Source organism: Allofournierella massiliensis, from assembly GCF_964241245.1.
Taxonomy (GTDB): Bacteria; Bacillota; Clostridia; order Oscillospirales; family Ruminococcaceae; genus Allofournierella; species Allofournierella massiliensis.
The window spans coordinates 1-14,597 of sequence record NZ_CAXSWZ010000011.1; the positions used below are offsets into that span (position 1 = coordinate 1).

The 14,597-nt window shown below is 59.9% G+C and carries 14 protein-coding genes and 1 tRNA gene; 8 read left to right on the forward strand and 7 right to left on the reverse strand.

The features are described from left to right. Together ACESYO_RS07310 and ACESYO_RS07315 are read left to right on the forward strand one after the other, a co-directional pair. Window positions 1-224 (forward strand): hypothetical protein (locus ACESYO_RS07310; RefSeq protein WP_373211230.1); only part of this gene is annotated, 224 nt, incomplete at its 5' end. Between the two features lie 105 nt (window positions 225-329). Beyond that, window positions 330-406, forward strand: a tRNA-Arg gene (locus ACESYO_RS07315). Between the two features lie 70 nt (window positions 407-476). On the opposite strand, the gene ACESYO_RS07320 is transcribed toward ACESYO_RS07315, so the two are convergent. Both ACESYO_RS07320 and ACESYO_RS07325 read right to left on the reverse strand, forming a co-directional pair. Continuing rightward, window positions 477-1,286, reverse strand: a complete 810-nt coding sequence (locus ACESYO_RS07320) for a hypothetical protein (protein WP_373211232.1) — start codon at window positions 1,284-1,286, stop codon at window positions 477-479. An 80-nt stretch (window positions 1,287-1,366) separates the two neighbouring features. After that, a complete protein-coding gene (locus ACESYO_RS07325) occupies window positions 1,367-1,963 on the reverse strand; it encodes a sugar O-acetyltransferase (protein ID WP_283128992.1) in 597 nt (198 codons plus the stop codon). Between the two features lie 172 nt (window positions 1,964-2,135). On the opposite strand from ACESYO_RS07325, the gene ACESYO_RS07330 reads away from it, so the two are divergent. The 6 genes from ACESYO_RS07330 to ACESYO_RS07355 all read left to right on the forward strand — a co-directional run bounded on the left by ACESYO_RS07330 (window position 2,136) and on the right by ACESYO_RS07355 (window position 7,974). Next, window positions 2,136-2,483: a NusG domain II-containing protein gene (locus ACESYO_RS07330; protein ID WP_058963536.1), complete on the forward strand. Its 348-nt coding sequence runs from the start codon at window positions 2,136-2,138 to the stop codon at window positions 2,481-2,483. 174 nt (window positions 2,484-2,657) lie between these two features. After that, window positions 2,658-4,427, forward strand: a complete 1,770-nt coding sequence (locus tag ACESYO_RS07335; RefSeq protein WP_373209728.1) for a Na/Pi cotransporter family protein — start codon at window positions 2,658-2,660, stop codon at window positions 4,425-4,427. Between the two features lie 203 nt (window positions 4,428-4,630). Further along, entirely contained in the window at window positions 4,631-4,843 is a 213-nt protein-coding gene (locus ACESYO_RS07340) for a FeoA family protein (protein WP_058963534.1), read from the forward strand. 81 nt (window positions 4,844-4,924) lie between these two features. Beyond that, on the forward strand, window positions 4,925-5,158 hold the full coding sequence (locus ACESYO_RS07345) for a FeoA family protein (RefSeq protein WP_443983744.1): 234 nt from the start codon (window positions 4,925-4,927) through the stop codon (window positions 5,156-5,158). A gap of 90 nt (window positions 5,159-5,248) precedes the next feature. Continuing rightward, on the forward strand, window positions 5,249-7,435 hold the full coding sequence (gene feoB / locus ACESYO_RS07350; protein WP_373209727.1) for a ferrous iron transport protein B: 2,187 nt from the start codon (window positions 5,249-5,251) through the stop codon (window positions 7,433-7,435). Window positions 7,436-7,590: 155 nt separating this feature from the next. After that, window positions 7,591-7,974 (forward strand): heavy-metal-associated domain-containing protein, encoded by a 384-nt coding sequence (locus ACESYO_RS07355; RefSeq protein ID WP_283128988.1) that lies wholly within the window; start codon window positions 7,591-7,593, stop codon window positions 7,972-7,974. Here the strand turns inward: ACESYO_RS07355 and ACESYO_RS07360 are convergent. From ACESYO_RS07360 to mfd, 5 genes are all read right to left on the reverse strand, one after another. Continuing rightward, window positions 7,956-8,078, reverse strand: a complete 123-nt coding sequence (locus ACESYO_RS07360) for a hypothetical protein (RefSeq protein WP_346672063.1) — start codon at window positions 8,076-8,078, stop codon at window positions 7,956-7,958. The genes ACESYO_RS07355 and ACESYO_RS07360 overlap by 19 nt on opposite strands. 92 nt (window positions 8,079-8,170) lie before the next feature. Beyond that, window positions 8,171-9,088, reverse strand: a complete 918-nt coding sequence (locus ACESYO_RS07365; RefSeq protein ID WP_373209726.1) for a SufB/SufD family protein — start codon at window positions 9,086-9,088, stop codon at window positions 8,171-8,173. Further along, complete coding sequence (locus ACESYO_RS07370; protein ID WP_058963529.1) at window positions 9,085-9,813, reverse strand: ABC transporter ATP-binding protein; 729 nt, start codon at window positions 9,811-9,813, stop codon at window positions 9,085-9,087. Before ACESYO_RS07370 ends, ACESYO_RS07365 begins: the two co-directional genes overlap by 4 nt. A gap of 65 nt (window positions 9,814-9,878) precedes the next feature. Further along, window positions 9,879-10,922, reverse strand: a complete 1,044-nt coding sequence (locus ACESYO_RS07375) for a zinc dependent phospholipase C family protein (RefSeq protein WP_373209725.1) — start codon at window positions 10,920-10,922, stop codon at window positions 9,879-9,881. A 166-nt stretch (window positions 10,923-11,088) separates the two neighbouring features. After that, window positions 11,089-14,562 carry a transcription-repair coupling factor gene (gene mfd, locus ACESYO_RS07380; RefSeq protein ID WP_373209724.1) on the reverse strand — a complete coding sequence of 1,158 codons (3,474 nt, stop codon included), beginning with the start codon at window positions 14,560-14,562 and terminating at the stop codon, window positions 11,089-11,091. Between the last annotated feature and the right edge of the window lie 35 nt (window positions 14,563-14,597).

Sequence of the window (14,597 nt, forward strand, 5' to 3'; positions counted from 1 at the left end):
ATCAAGTTCTTTTTGTCAAGCACTTTTTTGAAATATTTTTTATCAGCTTTTCAGCGGCTCGCTGTCTCTCGCGACAGTTTGATTATAATACCACACAAGGAAACACATGTCAACAGCTTTTTTCAATTTTATTTCTGTTTTTTGGGGGCAACGGCTTTTCCGCCCTTATATTTTCCACCCTTATAATTGTATTTATATATAAGGCGCGTCTTTTTTCGATATAACCCGTCAATTCCCAAATCCCCGCAAAAAACTTTTTATCTTTTTTGAGAAAAAGCCTTTTCAAAGTCTTTAAAATATGATAAGATAATTTCTGCACCAATTAATGTGCGCTCGTGGCGCAGCTGGATAGCGCGTTAGACTCCGACTCTAAAGGCCGTGGGTTCGAATCCCGCCGGGCGCACCAAAAGCCGCTGTATTTCCTTGGAAATACAGCGGCTTTTTATTTTCTCCTGACGGCCCGACTTCGATACAGGCTATATCTCCTGAATCCACTTATAAGTCACCCGTTCCTGCAAAAACATTCTCAATTCCTCCAAAGAACCACTGCACAGATCTTTCGTTTGCAGCACCACCGCTCTCTGCCCGCACACCGGTACCAGCAGCTCCTCGGTTTCCCCCACAAACAGGAATTCATCATAAACAAAGCACTGGGCTCCCGTTTCGGTGCCATCGCTCAAAACCATTCCTTCGTCGCTGAAGATCACCCGCATTCGCTCCATATCTGCAACCGTTCGACGTTGACGGATCAGCTCTCGTGCCTGACGGTCAAAAGCAGACTCCTTCCGGTGTGTCTGTTTTGCGGCCAAAGCCCAGAGCGCAACCGCAAGGCAAAGAATTCCCGGTATCAGTAACGCCTTCAAATGTGTGTACTCCAGAAACGCTCCCAGGCAAAGGAAAATGCCCATTGCCAGATTCAGCCCGCCCAACAGCTTCCGCTTTCTGCTCCGCATGGCAATGCACCCCAGGAAAAACCCCAACACGCTCAGCACAAGCGGTGCTGCCAGCTCTGATGGATCCATTACAGAGGGAACCATCAAAAACAGGCTCAGCCCCCATAACACTATTCCCCACATGCCTTCCCGCCGCCGACGCTTTTCCAGTATCTCGGGGTCCGCTTTGGGAATCCGATTCAGCCGATCCGTAAATTCCCACAACACCGGAAGCTTCTGGCGGGAGGAAAAATCCGCGCAATACCGCAGCACCCGGCTCAGCTGAGGGGCCAGTCGGTCATCGATTGTGGTAACTTCAAATACAAATTCGGGCTCCATTTCGCGTTCCTCCATCGGCAGCAGCCGGTATTTTGGCTCAGTATACCATGGTATCCTTTGCATTCCATGAAGGATTTTTAAATTTTCCCCAAAAATCAGAAAGCCATCTGCTCCGGCGGAATCCGATCTGCTTCGGTGACGGGGCGGATTACACGGCAGGGCACCCCTGCGGCCACCACGCCCGCCGGGATATCTCTGGTAACCACGCTCCCCGCCCCAATCACAGAACCTTTTCCGATGGTTACTCCGCCGCAAACCACCGCATTGGCTCCGATCCAAACATCTTCTTCCAGTGTAATCGGTCTGGATGTTCCGATTCCCTCGGCCCGCTGTTCCGGATCCAGAGCATGGCCGGCACAGGCCAGGCACACTCCGGGCGCAATGAATGCCCCGGCGCCGATGTGTACCGGAGATGTGTCCAGAATCACACAATTATAGTTGATCACCGCCAGACCATGCGTGTGAATATTGAATCCATAGTCGCAACGAAATGCCGGCTCAATAAAGGTGAGCGGGTGGCAGGTGCCCAGCAATTGCTTTAACAGTTCCGAACGGGTCTGCTGATCCGGTGCAGACTGGTTGTATTCCCAGCACAGCCGTCGGGCCTTTTCTTTCCATTCCCCCGGAATTGCCCGGTTCTGCCCCACATATCCCTGACTGCTTTTCAGGCAATCCATTATCCTGTTATCCATCTTTGCAATCCTTTCTGCTGCGTTTATTACGTTTTCTCTATCATATCACCCGCACGCGCTTTCGCCAAATTCACGTTTCAGACTTTTCGGCTCGTGCGTTTTTTGTTATACTGAGTATATCTGCCCATCCGGCAGGCCAATTTTAACAACTGACGAGAGGAGCTTTACTCCCATGCGTTCCAAAAAAATCTGGATCAACGTGATTTTCGCGGTGGTACTGCTGGCTGCCGCCGGTATCCTGTTCTGGATGAACAGCGGCCGCAGCACCGGCGGCGTGGCCGAACTCACCTACGGGGACGATAACACCGTAATGGAGATTCCCCTGAACAAGGACGCTCAATACGACATCGATACCGGCTATTACACCATCCATCTGAAGGTGGAGGACGGTCGGATCGCCTTTGTGGATTCCCCCTGCCCGGATCACAAGTGTGAAGGCTTCGGGTGGCTGAGCCGGGAGGATGACTGGGCCGCCTGCCTGCCTGCCCGTGCCACACTGATCGTACTAAGCGAAAGCTGAGTGCCCCCTCTTTGCCCGCGGGCAAAGGGGGGTATTTTTATAAAAACAGCTTTTTCCACCCTGTTTTTGTAAAATCAAGGTAGAATATTTCGCGCTTTTCAGACCGAAAACGGCAAAAAAATGGTATAATGATTCAGGTATGCACATATCACAAAATTCAGGAGACTGCATTTTATGACCATTTTTAATGTGATCAATCTGGCCGGCGGCATCGCGCTGTTTCTTTACGGCATGTCCATCATGGGCGCCGGCCTGGAAAAACTGGCTGGCGGCAAGCTGGAAGGTGTTCTGCAGCGGCTCACCCGTTCGGTGCCCCGGGCAGTGCTGCTGGGCGCGGTGATTACCGGCCTGATTCAGTCCTCGGCCGGCACAACCGTAATCTGCGTGGGTCTGGTGAACTCCGGCATCTTCACGCTGCCTCAGGCCATCGGCGTGATCATGGGTGCCAACATCGGCACCACCGTCACCGGCCAGCTGATTCGTCTCTCGGACATTTCCGGCGGCGGCTGGCTGCTCACCATGCTCAAGCCCAGCACCTTCAGCCCGCTGGTGGCCTTTGCGGGCGCAATTCTGTTCGTGTTCTTCAAGGCCCCCAAAAAGCGCAACATCGGCCAGATCATGATGGGCTTCGGCATCCTGTTTACCGGCATGTTCACCATGGAAGCCGCAGTGGCCCCCTTAAAGGACAGCCCCTTCTTTGTGCAGCTGTTTTCCAGCCTGCAGAACCCCATTCTGGGTGTGCTGGCAGGCGCGCTGGTCACCGTGGCCATTCAGTCCTCCTCGGCCAGCGTGGGCATTCTGCAGGCGCTGTCCACCACCGGCGCCATTACCTGGGGCAGCGCCATCCCCATCATCCTGGGCCAGAACATCGGCACCTGCTCCACCCCGCTGATCGCCTCCATCGGCGCATCCACCGGGGCCAAGCGCAGTGCCATCGTGCACCTTTATTTCAACGTAATCGGCACCACGGTCTTTCTGGTGGGCATTTATGGCCTGAAGGCCGTTGGCCTGTTCCCTTTCTGGGATCAGGTGATGAACAAGGGCGACATTGCCAACTTCCACACCCTGTTCAATGTGCTGGTTACCCTGATGTTCATGCCCTTCACCCGGGCACTGGCCTGGCTGGCGGAAAAAACCGTGCCCGAGCGTGCAGAGGATGCGCAGGATCTCTCGCTGCCCGTGCTGGACGAGCGTCTGTTCACCAGCCCCGCCGTAGCCCTGCAGCAGGCCCGGGCCGCAGTGGAAAAGATGGCCAGCCGTGCCTCCACCAACTTCTGCAAGGCATTTGGTCAGCTGGAGCATTACAACGATGAGGTAACCCAGAACATTCAGACCCGTGAAGATCTTCTGGACAAGATGGAGGTGTCCATCTCGGATTATCTGGTGAAGATCGGTGACCGGGAGCTGACCGAAAACGAAAACCGGCAGATCACCGAGCTGCTGAAGCTGATCGGTGAATACGAGCGCATCGGCGACTATTCCATCAACATTCTGGAATGTGCCCAGCGGGTGCAGGATCGGGAACTGCATTTTTCCTCCGCCGCAAAGCAGGAGCTGGAGCTGCTGTATCAGGCCGTAAAGGAAATCCTGCAGCTGACGGCCGGTGCCTTTTCCGGCGCGGATCTGGCCAAGGCCGAACAGGTGGAGCCCCTGGAAGAAACGGTGGATCAGATCTGCCTTGCCATGCGGGAGCGGCATATCCTGCGGCTGAAGTCCGGCCGGTGCGAACTGGAGGCCGGTATTGTGTTCCTGGATATTGTCACCAATGCGGAGCGTGTGTCCGACCACTGCTCCAACATTGCCGGCCGACTGGTGGGCAATGAGCTGGATGTGGACGCCCACGCCCGCAAGCAGGCACTGCACGCCGGCAGCAGCCCGGAATACAACCGTATTCTGGAAGATTACCGGCAGAAATATCTGGCTCTGCTGCCTCAGATGAGCTGAATTATTTGCACTTTCAACACGCAACCGCCCTTTGCTTTCGGCATGGGGCGGTTTTTGTTTTGCAGTCTTTTAAAATTTTTTACGACAATCTATTGACAAAGGTGTTAGTCAGTGCTAACCTTGTATTGCAGTTAGATGTTACTAACCATTGCAGCGATGCTGCGCCCGCACCCGGGCACAGCGCGCAAAAGAAAGGATGCGTTATGATGCCCATTTCCATGGCGGCGGTCGGTCAGTCCTATGTGATTCGGCGGCTCAGCGGTAATTCCGAGGTTCGGGCCCACCTGCGGGCTCTCGGCTTCCACGAAGGGGTCAGCGTTACGCTGGTCAACCAGCTGCAGGGCGATGTGATTGTCCATGTAAAAGATGCCCGCATCGCCATCAATCAGGAGCAGGCCCTGCATATCTATGTGTAAGCGGAGGCAGGCCCTGCGCCCGCTTTCCGTTGGCAACAGGCCGGTCGCCCCGGTGGCCGGAGCTTAGAGGAGGAGAAATTGATCATGACTTTACAGGATGCAAAAGTCGGCACCCGTGTGACCGTGCGCCGCATCAACGGCGAAGGCGCCTACAAGCGCCGCATCATGGACATGGGCATCACCAAAGGCAGCGAGATCCACATTCGCAAGGTGGCCCCCCTGGGCGACCCGGTGGAAATTACCGTACGCGGATATGAGCTGTCGCTGCGCAAGGCGGACGCCGCCTGCGTGGACGTGGAGCCGGTAACCGCATAAGCGGCACGGCTGTTTTTTTCGCCCATTGGTTAGTTTTGACTAATCATAGTTTGCTTGCGTAAACCAACACTGGAGGAGGAATTCACAGCTATGGCAATCACCATTGCACTGGCCGGCAACCCGAACTGTGGCAAAACCACCATGTTCAACGCGTTGACCGGCGCGAATCAATATGTGGGCAACTGGCCCGGCGTTACCGTGGAGAAAAAGACCGGCAAACTGAAAACCGGCAAAAAGGGCGAGGTGGTCGATGTGACCGACCTGCCCGGCGTTTACTCGCTTTCCCCCTACACACTGGAAGAGGTGGTTACCCGGGATTACATTCTGAATGACCGCCCGGACGCGATCATCGATCTGGTGGACGCCACCAACATCGAGCGCAACCTCTACCTGACCGGCCAGCTGATCGAGACCGGCATCCCGGTGGTGGTGGCGCTGAACATGAGCGACCTTGTGAAGAAAAACGGCATTCACATTGACGTGGCCGACCTCTCGCTGCGGCTGGGCTGCCCCATCGTGGAGACCAGCGCCTTAAAAGGCACCGGCCTGAAGGAAGTGGTGGCCGAGGCTGTAAAGCTGGCAAAAAGCCGCCAGATCAAGCGGCCCGGGGCTGTTTTTGAAAAGGCCATCGAGGAAAAGATCGCAGAGGTTTGCGCCAATCTGCCTGCAGGCGTTCCGGATCAGGAGCAGCGGTGGTACGCCATCAAGCTGCTGGAGCAGGATTCCAAGGTGCTGGAACAGCTGCATCTGGGCGAGGACAACGCCTACAAGCCCCTGTCTGATGCCATTGCCAAAGAATACGACGACGATGTGGAGGCGGTGATCACCGATCAGCGCTACCGCCACATTCAGGGTCTGGTGCACGCCACCGTGAAAAAGCCTGCCGGTCAGATGAGTCTTTCGGACCGAATCGACCGGGTGGTGACCAACCGGGTGCTGGGCCTGCCCATCTTCCTTGTGATCATGTGGGTGGTATACTACATTTCGGTGTCCACCGTGGGCACCTGGGTCACCGACTGGACCAACGACACCTTCGTGGGCGGCATCCAGGGCATGGTGGGCGATCTGCTGGCCAGCGCGGGCGTGAGCGATGTGCTCACCAGCCTGGTGGTGGACGGCATCATCGGCGGCGTGGGCGCCGTGCTGGGCTTTGCACCCCAGATGGCCATTCTGTTCCTTTTCCTCTCCATTCTGGAGGACTGCGGATACATGGTGCGCATCGCCTTTGTGATGGATCGGATCTTCCGCCACTTCGGCCTTTCCGGCAAGAGCTTCATTCCTCTGATGATCTCCTCCGGCTGCGGCGTGCCCGGCATCATGGCCTCCAAGACCATTGAGCAGGACAACGACCGCCGCCTGACCATTATGACCACCACCTTTGTTCCCTGCGGCGCGAAGCTGCCGGTCATCGCCCTGCTCAGCGCGGTGATGGCGGGTCAGGCCACCGGCAGCAAGCTGCTGGCGGCAAACCTGGGCCCCGTGATGTATGTGATCGGCATCGGCGCGGTGCTGGTGTCGGCCATCATGCTCAAAAAGACCAAACCCTTCTCCGGCAAGCCCGCCCCCTTTGTAATGGAGCTGCCCGCCTACCACATGCCCAGTGCCAAAACCGTGCTGATGCACGTGTGGGAACGGCTGCGGGGTTACCTGATTAAAGCCGGCACCATTCTGTTCCTGGCCTGCGTGGTCATGTGGTTCCTCTCCAGCTTTGGCTTTGAGAACGGCGCCTTCGGTCTGGTGGAGGATACCTCCGCTTCCCTGCTGGCTGTGGTAGGCAGCGCCATCGCGGTGCTGTTCGCCCCTCTGGGCTTCGGCCAGTGGCAGCCTGTGGCTTCCTCCATCTCCGGCTTCACCGCCAAGGAGGCCATCGTCTCCACCATGGGCGTGCTGGCCAACGTATCCGAGGATCTGGTGGAGGATACCGGCGCGGTAGCCGCCGCGGTGGGCACCTGGTTCCCCTGTGCAGCCGCCGGCTTCTCCTTCCTGGTATTCAACCTACTGAACAGCCCCTGCCTGGCGGCCATTGCCACCATGGCCAAGGAAATGCAGGACCGCAAGTGGTTCTGGTTCGCCATTCTCTATCAGAACATCTTCGCCTACGCGGTGGCGCTGATCGTGTATCAGCTGGGTGGTCTGGCCACCGGTCAGGTTGCCGTGAACCCCTGGACCTTCATCGCCTTCGCAGTGCTGGCGGTGATCCTGTTCCTGCTGTTCCGTCCGGATCCCTACAAGGCCAACCGGGTCTATGCAAGACGTTCGGTGGAGGCCGCTGCGTAAGCCATGGGTGAACCATCTGTTTCCATGTTCTATGTGCTGGCCGCGTTTCTGGCGCTTTACTTTGCGGCCATGGGCCTGTTCCGCCTGGCGGAATGGCTGAAAAAACGCTTCAAAAAATAAGCCGCACGCGCCGCGGCAGAAAGAGGGTTTCCATTATGACATTTGCAGATCTGATTGTAATCCTGATCGTTGCGGTGCTGCTGGTGCTGGCTGTTCTGGCCACAAAGAAACATTTTGGCGGCAAGGGCGGCTGCTGCGGCTGTTCCGGTGGCTGCGCCGGCTGTTCCGGCAGCTGCAGTGCATCTTCGGCTGCCGGCCATACGCCCACCCCGAAGGATGCAAAAACCTTTTCGGTTCAGGGCATGCAGTGTGACAACTGCCGTCGGGCGGTGGAGCAGGCACTGATTGCGGTGCCCGGTGTGACTATGGTAAACGTGGACCGGCAATCCGGCCGCGCTTCCGTAACCACCGACGGAACCGTTACCGACGCCCAGCTGGCCGGAGCAGTGAAGGCTGCCGGTTATTCCGCCGAACTGTAATTCGCTTTTTTCGCTGATCTCTTCCAATCTTCTTTTTCAAACACAGCAAAGCCGCCCGGGAAATTCATCCCGGGCGGCTTTGCTGTTTCGGATCTGTTTTCCACAACCGAAGCCCTCCCCTGTGGAAAACTCTGCCAGAACTTTCGGCAGCAAAAAATGCGCCGGGGCATCCCCCGGCGCATTTTGATCAAACAGATTATTTCAGGAAGCCCTGAATGATCTTTTCCTCAGCTTCCTCGCTGGTCAGGCCCAGCGTGCGCAGCTTCAGCAGCTGCTCGCCGGCAATCTTGCCGATGGCGGCCTCGTGGATCAGCTGAGCATCCACATGATTGGCCTCCAGACCGGGCTGAGCCAGCACCTTGCCGTTTTCCGCCAGAATGGCGTCACACTCGGAGTGGCCGGTGCAGGGGGCGTTGCCCTTGATGGTGGAGTAGAACTCCTGACGGGAATTGCCCCGGGCCACGCTGCGGCTCACCAGATCGCAGGCACCGCCCTCGCCCTCCATGCGCACCACAAAATCGGTGCGGGCAAACTCGTCGCCGTCGGTCATGATGCGCTCGCGCACCACCAGACGGGCGTCCTTCTGCAACACCGCGCGGGTCTTGCGGGTAGTGCTGGTCACGCCGCCCAGCTGCACGGTGTCCATTTCCAGGCTGGCGCCCTCGGCCAGCTCGATGTCGGTCACCGGATCAATACGCTTTTCGCCGGTGCCGTTGCCGGTGGCGATGTGCTTTTCCAGATACAGCACCCGTGCGTACTTCTCCAGAAAGAAGCGGTGGATGCCGTTGTGGCGGGCCTGCTCCTCGCCCTCGCTGTGCACGCCGCAGCCAGCCTGCACGATCACGTCGGCGCCCTCGCCGATGTAGAAGTCGTTGTAGACCAGATCGTCCACACCGGCATGAGTCACGCAGGCGGGGATGTACACGGTCTCACCCTTGGTGCCGGGCTTGACCCGGATCACGATGCCGGGCGCACCTTCCTTGTTCTCAATGGAGATATTCTCGGTGGACTGGCGGCCAGCACACTGGCTGTCCTCCCGGATGTTAAAGGCGCTCTTTCCGTCGATGGGGTTGGCGGAGATCAGGCGCAGCAGTTCGTCGGTGATCTGGTTCATACGATCGCACTCTCCTTTTCCAGCGGGCAGCGCACCGCGTGTTCATTGGCCAGCAGCTGAGGCAGAATCTCCTGCCGGGGGCCGTGCTGGCGCACCTTGCCGTCTGCAATGACGACAATCTCGTCCGCAATGGACAGAATCCGCTCCTGATGGCTGATCACCAGCAGGGTGCCGGTGCTCTTGGCACGCAGCTCCTCGAAGGTCTCCACCAGGCGGGCGAAGCTCCACAGGTCGATGCCGGCTTCCGGCTCGTCGAAGATGGACAGCTTTGCCTTGCGGGCCAGCACGCTGGCAATCTCGATGCGCTTGATCTCGCCACCGGACAGGCTGGCGTTCAGCTCGCGGTCGATGTATTCGCTGGCACACAGGCCAACCTTGCCCATCAGCGCGCACAGCTCACCCTCGTTCAGCTCCTTGCCGGCAGCCAGCTCCAGCATATCCCGCACGGTGAGCCCCTTGAAGCGCACCGGCTGCTGGAAGGCATAAGCCAGGCCCTTTTTGGCCCGCTGGGTCACGTCCATATCAGTGATGTCCTCGCCGTCAAAAATGATGCGGCCACCGCTCAGGGTCTCCACACCGGCGATCAGCTTGGCCAGACTGGTCTTGCCGCCGCCGTTGGGGCCGGTGACCACCACCAGCTTGCCCTCGCCCAGCTCCAGGTCGATGTCCTTGATGATGCTCTCGCCGCCCGGAATGCTCCAGGCCAGATGCTCCAGTTTCAGCATAGCATTCTTCCTCACTTTATTTTCAAACCTTCTGCCCGCACGCCGTGGCGGGCCGTACAATTTCATTAACCTACACTATTATCGTCCAGTTCACCGGAAATGTCAATATCCTCCCAGCGGGGCTGCTGCTGCTCGACCTCTGTCTCCACAGCCGGTTCGGCTTCCGGCTGCTCCGCGGGTGCTGGTTCCTGCTGCCGGGCCGGGGCGCTTCGCGCATCCTCCAGACCGGACAGATAACTGCGGGAGCCGATGACCTCCATGGCCCGTTCCAGCCGCAGCTTGCCCTGCCAGTAGCCCTGCGCCGCCAGCATATAGGCTGCACCGGTGCGCTCGGCCTGATCCAGCAGGCCGGCCAGGTCCGTCTGCTGCTCCTCGCCGGTGAAGGGATGCTCCCAGACCTCCGGCAGCGGCTTTTCGCCCTTGCGGGTGCCCGCAAGGCGGGCGGGGGTGATGTGGCCGGTGATGAAGCCCCGGCCGCCGAACAGCGGCTCCACCAGCCAGAACAGCGCGTATTTCACACGCAGCCGGCTCACGAAATGGCCCCGGAGCATCCGGGTGTGGGCGAAGCTGTCCTTCAATGCCTGCCGGCTCACGGTCAGCCCCAGCGCCGCCTGAATGCCGGCCTGCAAAAGCTCGACCGCGCCATCCAGCGCCTGCCCGTTCAGGGCGGGGGTATTGTCGTTCACCGGCACCGCGCTTTTTCCGGTATCCTTCTGATGGAGAAAGCTGTCCAGCGCGATCTCAAAATAGCCGTGGCCGCCGGGTCGGCCATAAGCCGCGCCCGGTTTGGTGATCATCACCACATAAGGGTGCAACGCGCAGTCCGCCGCGTAGTGGCACAAAAAGCCCAACGCATAGCTCTGCTGCTCCGGAGTCTTTGCGTTTTCCAGCAAAGACTGCAAAAACGCACCGGTGTTTTCGTCGTGCAGCCGGTCGCCGATTTTGGGCAGATCCTCGCCCCGGCGGGCGCTTTTGCGCCAGACCCGGTAGCAGAACAGCATGTCCGGCCCGTTTGCGCCGCAGTCGAAGGCCGCGCCGTCGGCGGGGGTGATGCCCGCCAGCCGCGCCGCCGCCCGGGCGGTTCGGATGTGAGTATAGCCTTCCGGCATGGAATTCAATCTTCCTTTCAGCCCCCGGCCTTTTCGGCAGGCAGAGGGCGGTAAAATCGCTGAAAAAAAGGGTATGCGAAAATGATTACGCATACCCTTTTATATTACACGATATTGGCCGATTTCTCAATTCTTTTTGCTTTTCGGGCGGCATTTGGGTGCAAATTTATGCCTTTTTCTCCTCGCCGTCCGTCTCCTGAACCGGCCCCAGGGCGCTGAGCGCCTGTTTGAGCAGCTCCAGCGGCTTTTCGCCGGGGGCCACCCGCACCGCCAGATAGGGCTTGGCACTGCTGTTCACGGTGATGCGCCCGGGCAGCGCAGCTACCGCCAGCTTCACCCGCTGGGCGTTCAGTGTGTCGGAATAAAGGATCAGCGCGTCCCGCTTCTGGCCGATCTCGTAGATGCCGGCCCGGGCGGCGCTCACCCGCACCAGCGAGATGTCCACCAGACCCGCCACACTGTCCGGCACGTCGCCGTAACGGTCGATCAGCTCGTCCAGCACATCCTGCGCGTCCTCTTCGGTCTCGATGGCCGCAATGCGCTTGTAGGCCTCGATGCGGCCCGCCGCCTCGGCAATGTAGCGCTCGGGAATGTAGGCATCCACCGTGATGTCGATCAGGCATTCGCTCTTGTCCGGCTGCAGCTCCTCGCCCTTGGCCATGGCGATGGCGTTGTTCAGGATCTTCACATACAGATCGTAGCCCACTGCTTCCATGTGGCCGTGCTGGCTCTGGCCCAGAAGGCTGCCCGCGCCCCGGATCTGCAAATCCCGCATGGCAATGCGGAAGCCGGAACCGAAGCTGGTGAACTCCCGGATGGCGGAAAGCCGCTTGGCCGCCACATCGGTGAGCACCCGGTCCCGCCGGAAGGTGAAGTAGGCGTAGGCCTTGCGGCCGGAACGGCCCACCCGGCCCCGGATCTGATACAGCTGGGCAAGGCCCATCTTGTCCGCGTCCTCAATGATGAGGGTGTTGCAGTTGCGCACGTCCACGCCGGTCTCGATCAGGGTGGTGCAGACCAGAATGTCGACCTCGCCGTCCAGCAGCTGCTGCCATACCTTGGACAGCTGCTCCTCGGTCATCTTGCCGTGGGCGGTGGCAATGCGGGCCCCGGGCACCATCTGGCCCACCATGCCGGCGCAGGCGTCGATGCTGTCCACCCGGTTGTGCAGGTAGTAGACCTGCCCGCCCCGGGCCAGCTCCTTTTTGATGGCCTCGGCCACAATGTTGGCGTCGTATTCCATCACATAGGTCTCGATGGGCTGGCGCTCCACCGGGGGTTCCTCAATGGTGCTCATATCCCGGATGCCGCTCATGGCCATGTTCAGGGTACGGGGAATGGGCGTGGCAGACAGGGTGAGCATATCCACCCCGATGAAGGCTTCCTTCAGCTTTTCCTTGTGCTTGACGCCGAACCGCTGCTCCTCGTCGATGATCACAAGGCCCAGGTCATTGAATTTCACGTCGTTGCTCAGCAGCCGGTGGGTGCCCACCACCACGTCCACGGTGCCCTCCTTCAGGCCCCGCAGCGTCTCCTTCTGCTGGGTGGGGGTACGGAACCGGCTGAGCAGCCCGGCCTTCACCGGGAAGGCCTCCATCCGGGCCAGCAGACCGTTGTAATGCTGCCAGGCCAGCAGAGTGGTGGGGGCCAGAATGGCGCACTGCTTGCCGCCCATGATGCACTTGAAGGCCGCCCGCAGGGCCACCTCGGTTTTGCCCACGCCCACGTCGCCGCAGAGCAGCCGATCCATAGGCCAGGGCTTTTCCATGTCCTTTTTGATCTCGGCGGCGGCAGTGAGCTGGTCGCCGGTCTCGTCGTACTCAAAGCGAGTCTCAAAGTCCCGCTGCCAGTCGCTGTCCTCCGGGAAGGCGAAGCCCTTGGCCTGTCGCCGCTTGGCATACAGCTCGATCAGCTCCTGAGCCATCTCGGCGGCGGCGGTCTTGACCCGGCGGCGGGTCTTGGCCCACTCGGTGCCGCCCAGCTTGGCCAGCTTCACCTTGTCGGAATCGCCGGGGGCGGTGTAGCGGCTGAGCAGGTCCAGCTGGGTGACCGGCACATACAGAGTGTCGCCCTTATCGTAGCTGATCTTCAGATAATCCTTCACCACACCCTGCACTTCCAGCCGCTGGATACCGGTATACATGCCGATGCCGTGGTTCTGGTGCACCACATAATCGCCGGGCTTGATGTCGGTCAGGCTGGAAAGGGCGTCCTTGTTTTTCTTTTTGGCGGGCTTTTTGCCGCTGTCGGCGCTGCCCGCCTTGCGGCTGGTGAAAAGGGCGTATTTGGCAAAGGGAAACTCCGCACCGCCGGTCAGGTGCCCCGGGCGCACCGCGACCACACCCGGCCCCGGCAGCACATCCTTTGCAGCGGTGGCGGCAAAGCCCTTGGCCGCCAGATCCTTTGCAAGCGCGGCGGCGGCGCGAGGCGTGCCCGCCAGCAGCTCCACCACATAGCCCTGCCTGGTCAGCGGCTCCAGATCCTCGGCCAGCGAGGCCACCTCGCCGCTGAAGGGCGGATGAGCATGGGCCGGGGCGTTCACGATGTCCTTCAGCTTTATCTCCGGCATGGTGCGGGCAAAATTCTCGCAGCACAGGCTGGGCATGCTGTCCACCGCATGCATCAGATCCGGCAGATCCTGATACAGCACATCCAGCCCGGGGCAGAGCAGCCCTTCCTCAAACAGGCCCTTCATCTCCTCGGTGCGGCGGAACTGGGTGGCCTTGTGAGCCTCCCGGATGGCGCTGGGCTCCTCCAGCACCAGAATCGCATTGTCGAAGTAATCCAGCAGGGTGGCGGGCTTGGGGTAGCGGATGCCCAGATACTTGTCCAGCGCCTCGGGCACAAGGCCCGCGTCCAGCTGGGCAAGATCCGCTTCCATGGCCTTTTCCATGGCGCTGGCCCGCCGGCCCTTCTGGGCGGCAAGGGCACTGCGCAGGGCGGCGGCAGTCTCGGCCGCATCGCCGAACAGCACCTCACGGGCGGGCGAGATGTACACCTTTTCCAGCGCGTCATCCCGCCGCTGGCTCAGAATATCGAAGCTGTTCAGGGTGTCGATCTCATCGCCCCAGAACTCCGCCCGGGCGGGGGCCCTGGAGTCCGGCGGGAACACGTCCACAATACCGCCCCGCACGCTGAACTGGCCGGGGCCCTCCACCTGGCTGCGCCGGTGGTAGCCCGCCGCCAGCAGCCGGGCGGCCAGCTCCTTCACCGGAATGGTCATGCCCGGCTTCAAGGTCAGGGTATTGGCACAGAACTCGGCCTTGGGTACGGTGTATTGCAGCAGGGCCTCGGCGGGCACGCACACCGCCCGCAGACGGCCACCCACCAGATCGCCCAGCACCGCAAGGCGCCGGTACTCGTATTCTCTGCCCGCACCCTCAATGGGCCGGAGCAGAAAGTCCCGGGGCGGGAACACGGCGGCGGGCAGGCCCAGCGCCTCCAGATCCTGGGCAAAACGGGTGGCCTCCGCCTCGCCGGGGGTCACCACCAGAAGGCTCTGGCCATTCTCTTCCGCCAGCTCCCGCAGAAGCCGGGCATGGGCCACCGGGGGCATGCCGAACAGGGCCGCCGCGCCGGGGGTCTGCAGCGCCGTTTGCAGGCGCTTGTATTCCGCTGTATGCTTGAAAATCTCGAACATGGAAGTTCCTTTCTGTGCTGTTTCGGGCAGCACCA

Excerpts from the sequence above, each read along its gene's own strand:
- ACESYO_RS07325 (WP_283128992.1), bottom strand. The coding sequence starts at position 1,963 with ATGGATAACAGGATAATGGATTGCCTGAAAAGCAGTCAGGGATATGTG.
- feoB (WP_373209727.1), top strand. The coding sequence starts at position 5,249 with ATGGCAATCACCATTGCACTGGCCGGCAACCCGAACTGTGGCAAAACC.
- ACESYO_RS07320 (WP_373211232.1), bottom strand. The coding sequence starts at position 1,286 with ATGGAGGAACGCGAAATGGAGCCCGAATTTGTATTTGAAGTTACCACA.
- ACESYO_RS07330 (WP_058963536.1), top strand. The coding sequence starts at position 2,136 with ATGCGTTCCAAAAAAATCTGGATCAACGTGATTTTCGCGGTGGTACTG.
- ACESYO_RS07340 (WP_058963534.1), top strand. The coding sequence starts at position 4,631 with ATGATGCCCATTTCCATGGCGGCGGTCGGTCAGTCCTATGTGATTCGG.
- ACESYO_RS07370 (WP_058963529.1), bottom strand. The coding sequence starts at position 9,813 with ATGCTGAAACTGGAGCATCTGGCCTGGAGCATTCCGGGCGGCGAGAGC.
- mfd (WP_373209724.1), bottom strand. The coding sequence starts at position 14,562 with ATGTTCGAGATTTTCAAGCATACAGCGGAATACAAGCGCCTGCAAACG.
- ACESYO_RS07335 (WP_373209728.1), top strand. The coding sequence starts at position 2,658 with ATGACCATTTTTAATGTGATCAATCTGGCCGGCGGCATCGCGCTGTTT.
- ACESYO_RS07375 (WP_373209725.1), bottom strand. The coding sequence starts at position 10,922 with ATGCCGGAAGGCTATACTCACATCCGAACCGCCCGGGCGGCGGCGCGG.
- ACESYO_RS07355 (WP_283128988.1), top strand. The coding sequence starts at position 7,591 with ATGACATTTGCAGATCTGATTGTAATCCTGATCGTTGCGGTGCTGCTG.
- ACESYO_RS07365 (WP_373209726.1), bottom strand. The coding sequence starts at position 9,088 with ATGAACCAGATCACCGACGAACTGCTGCGCCTGATCTCCGCCAACCCC.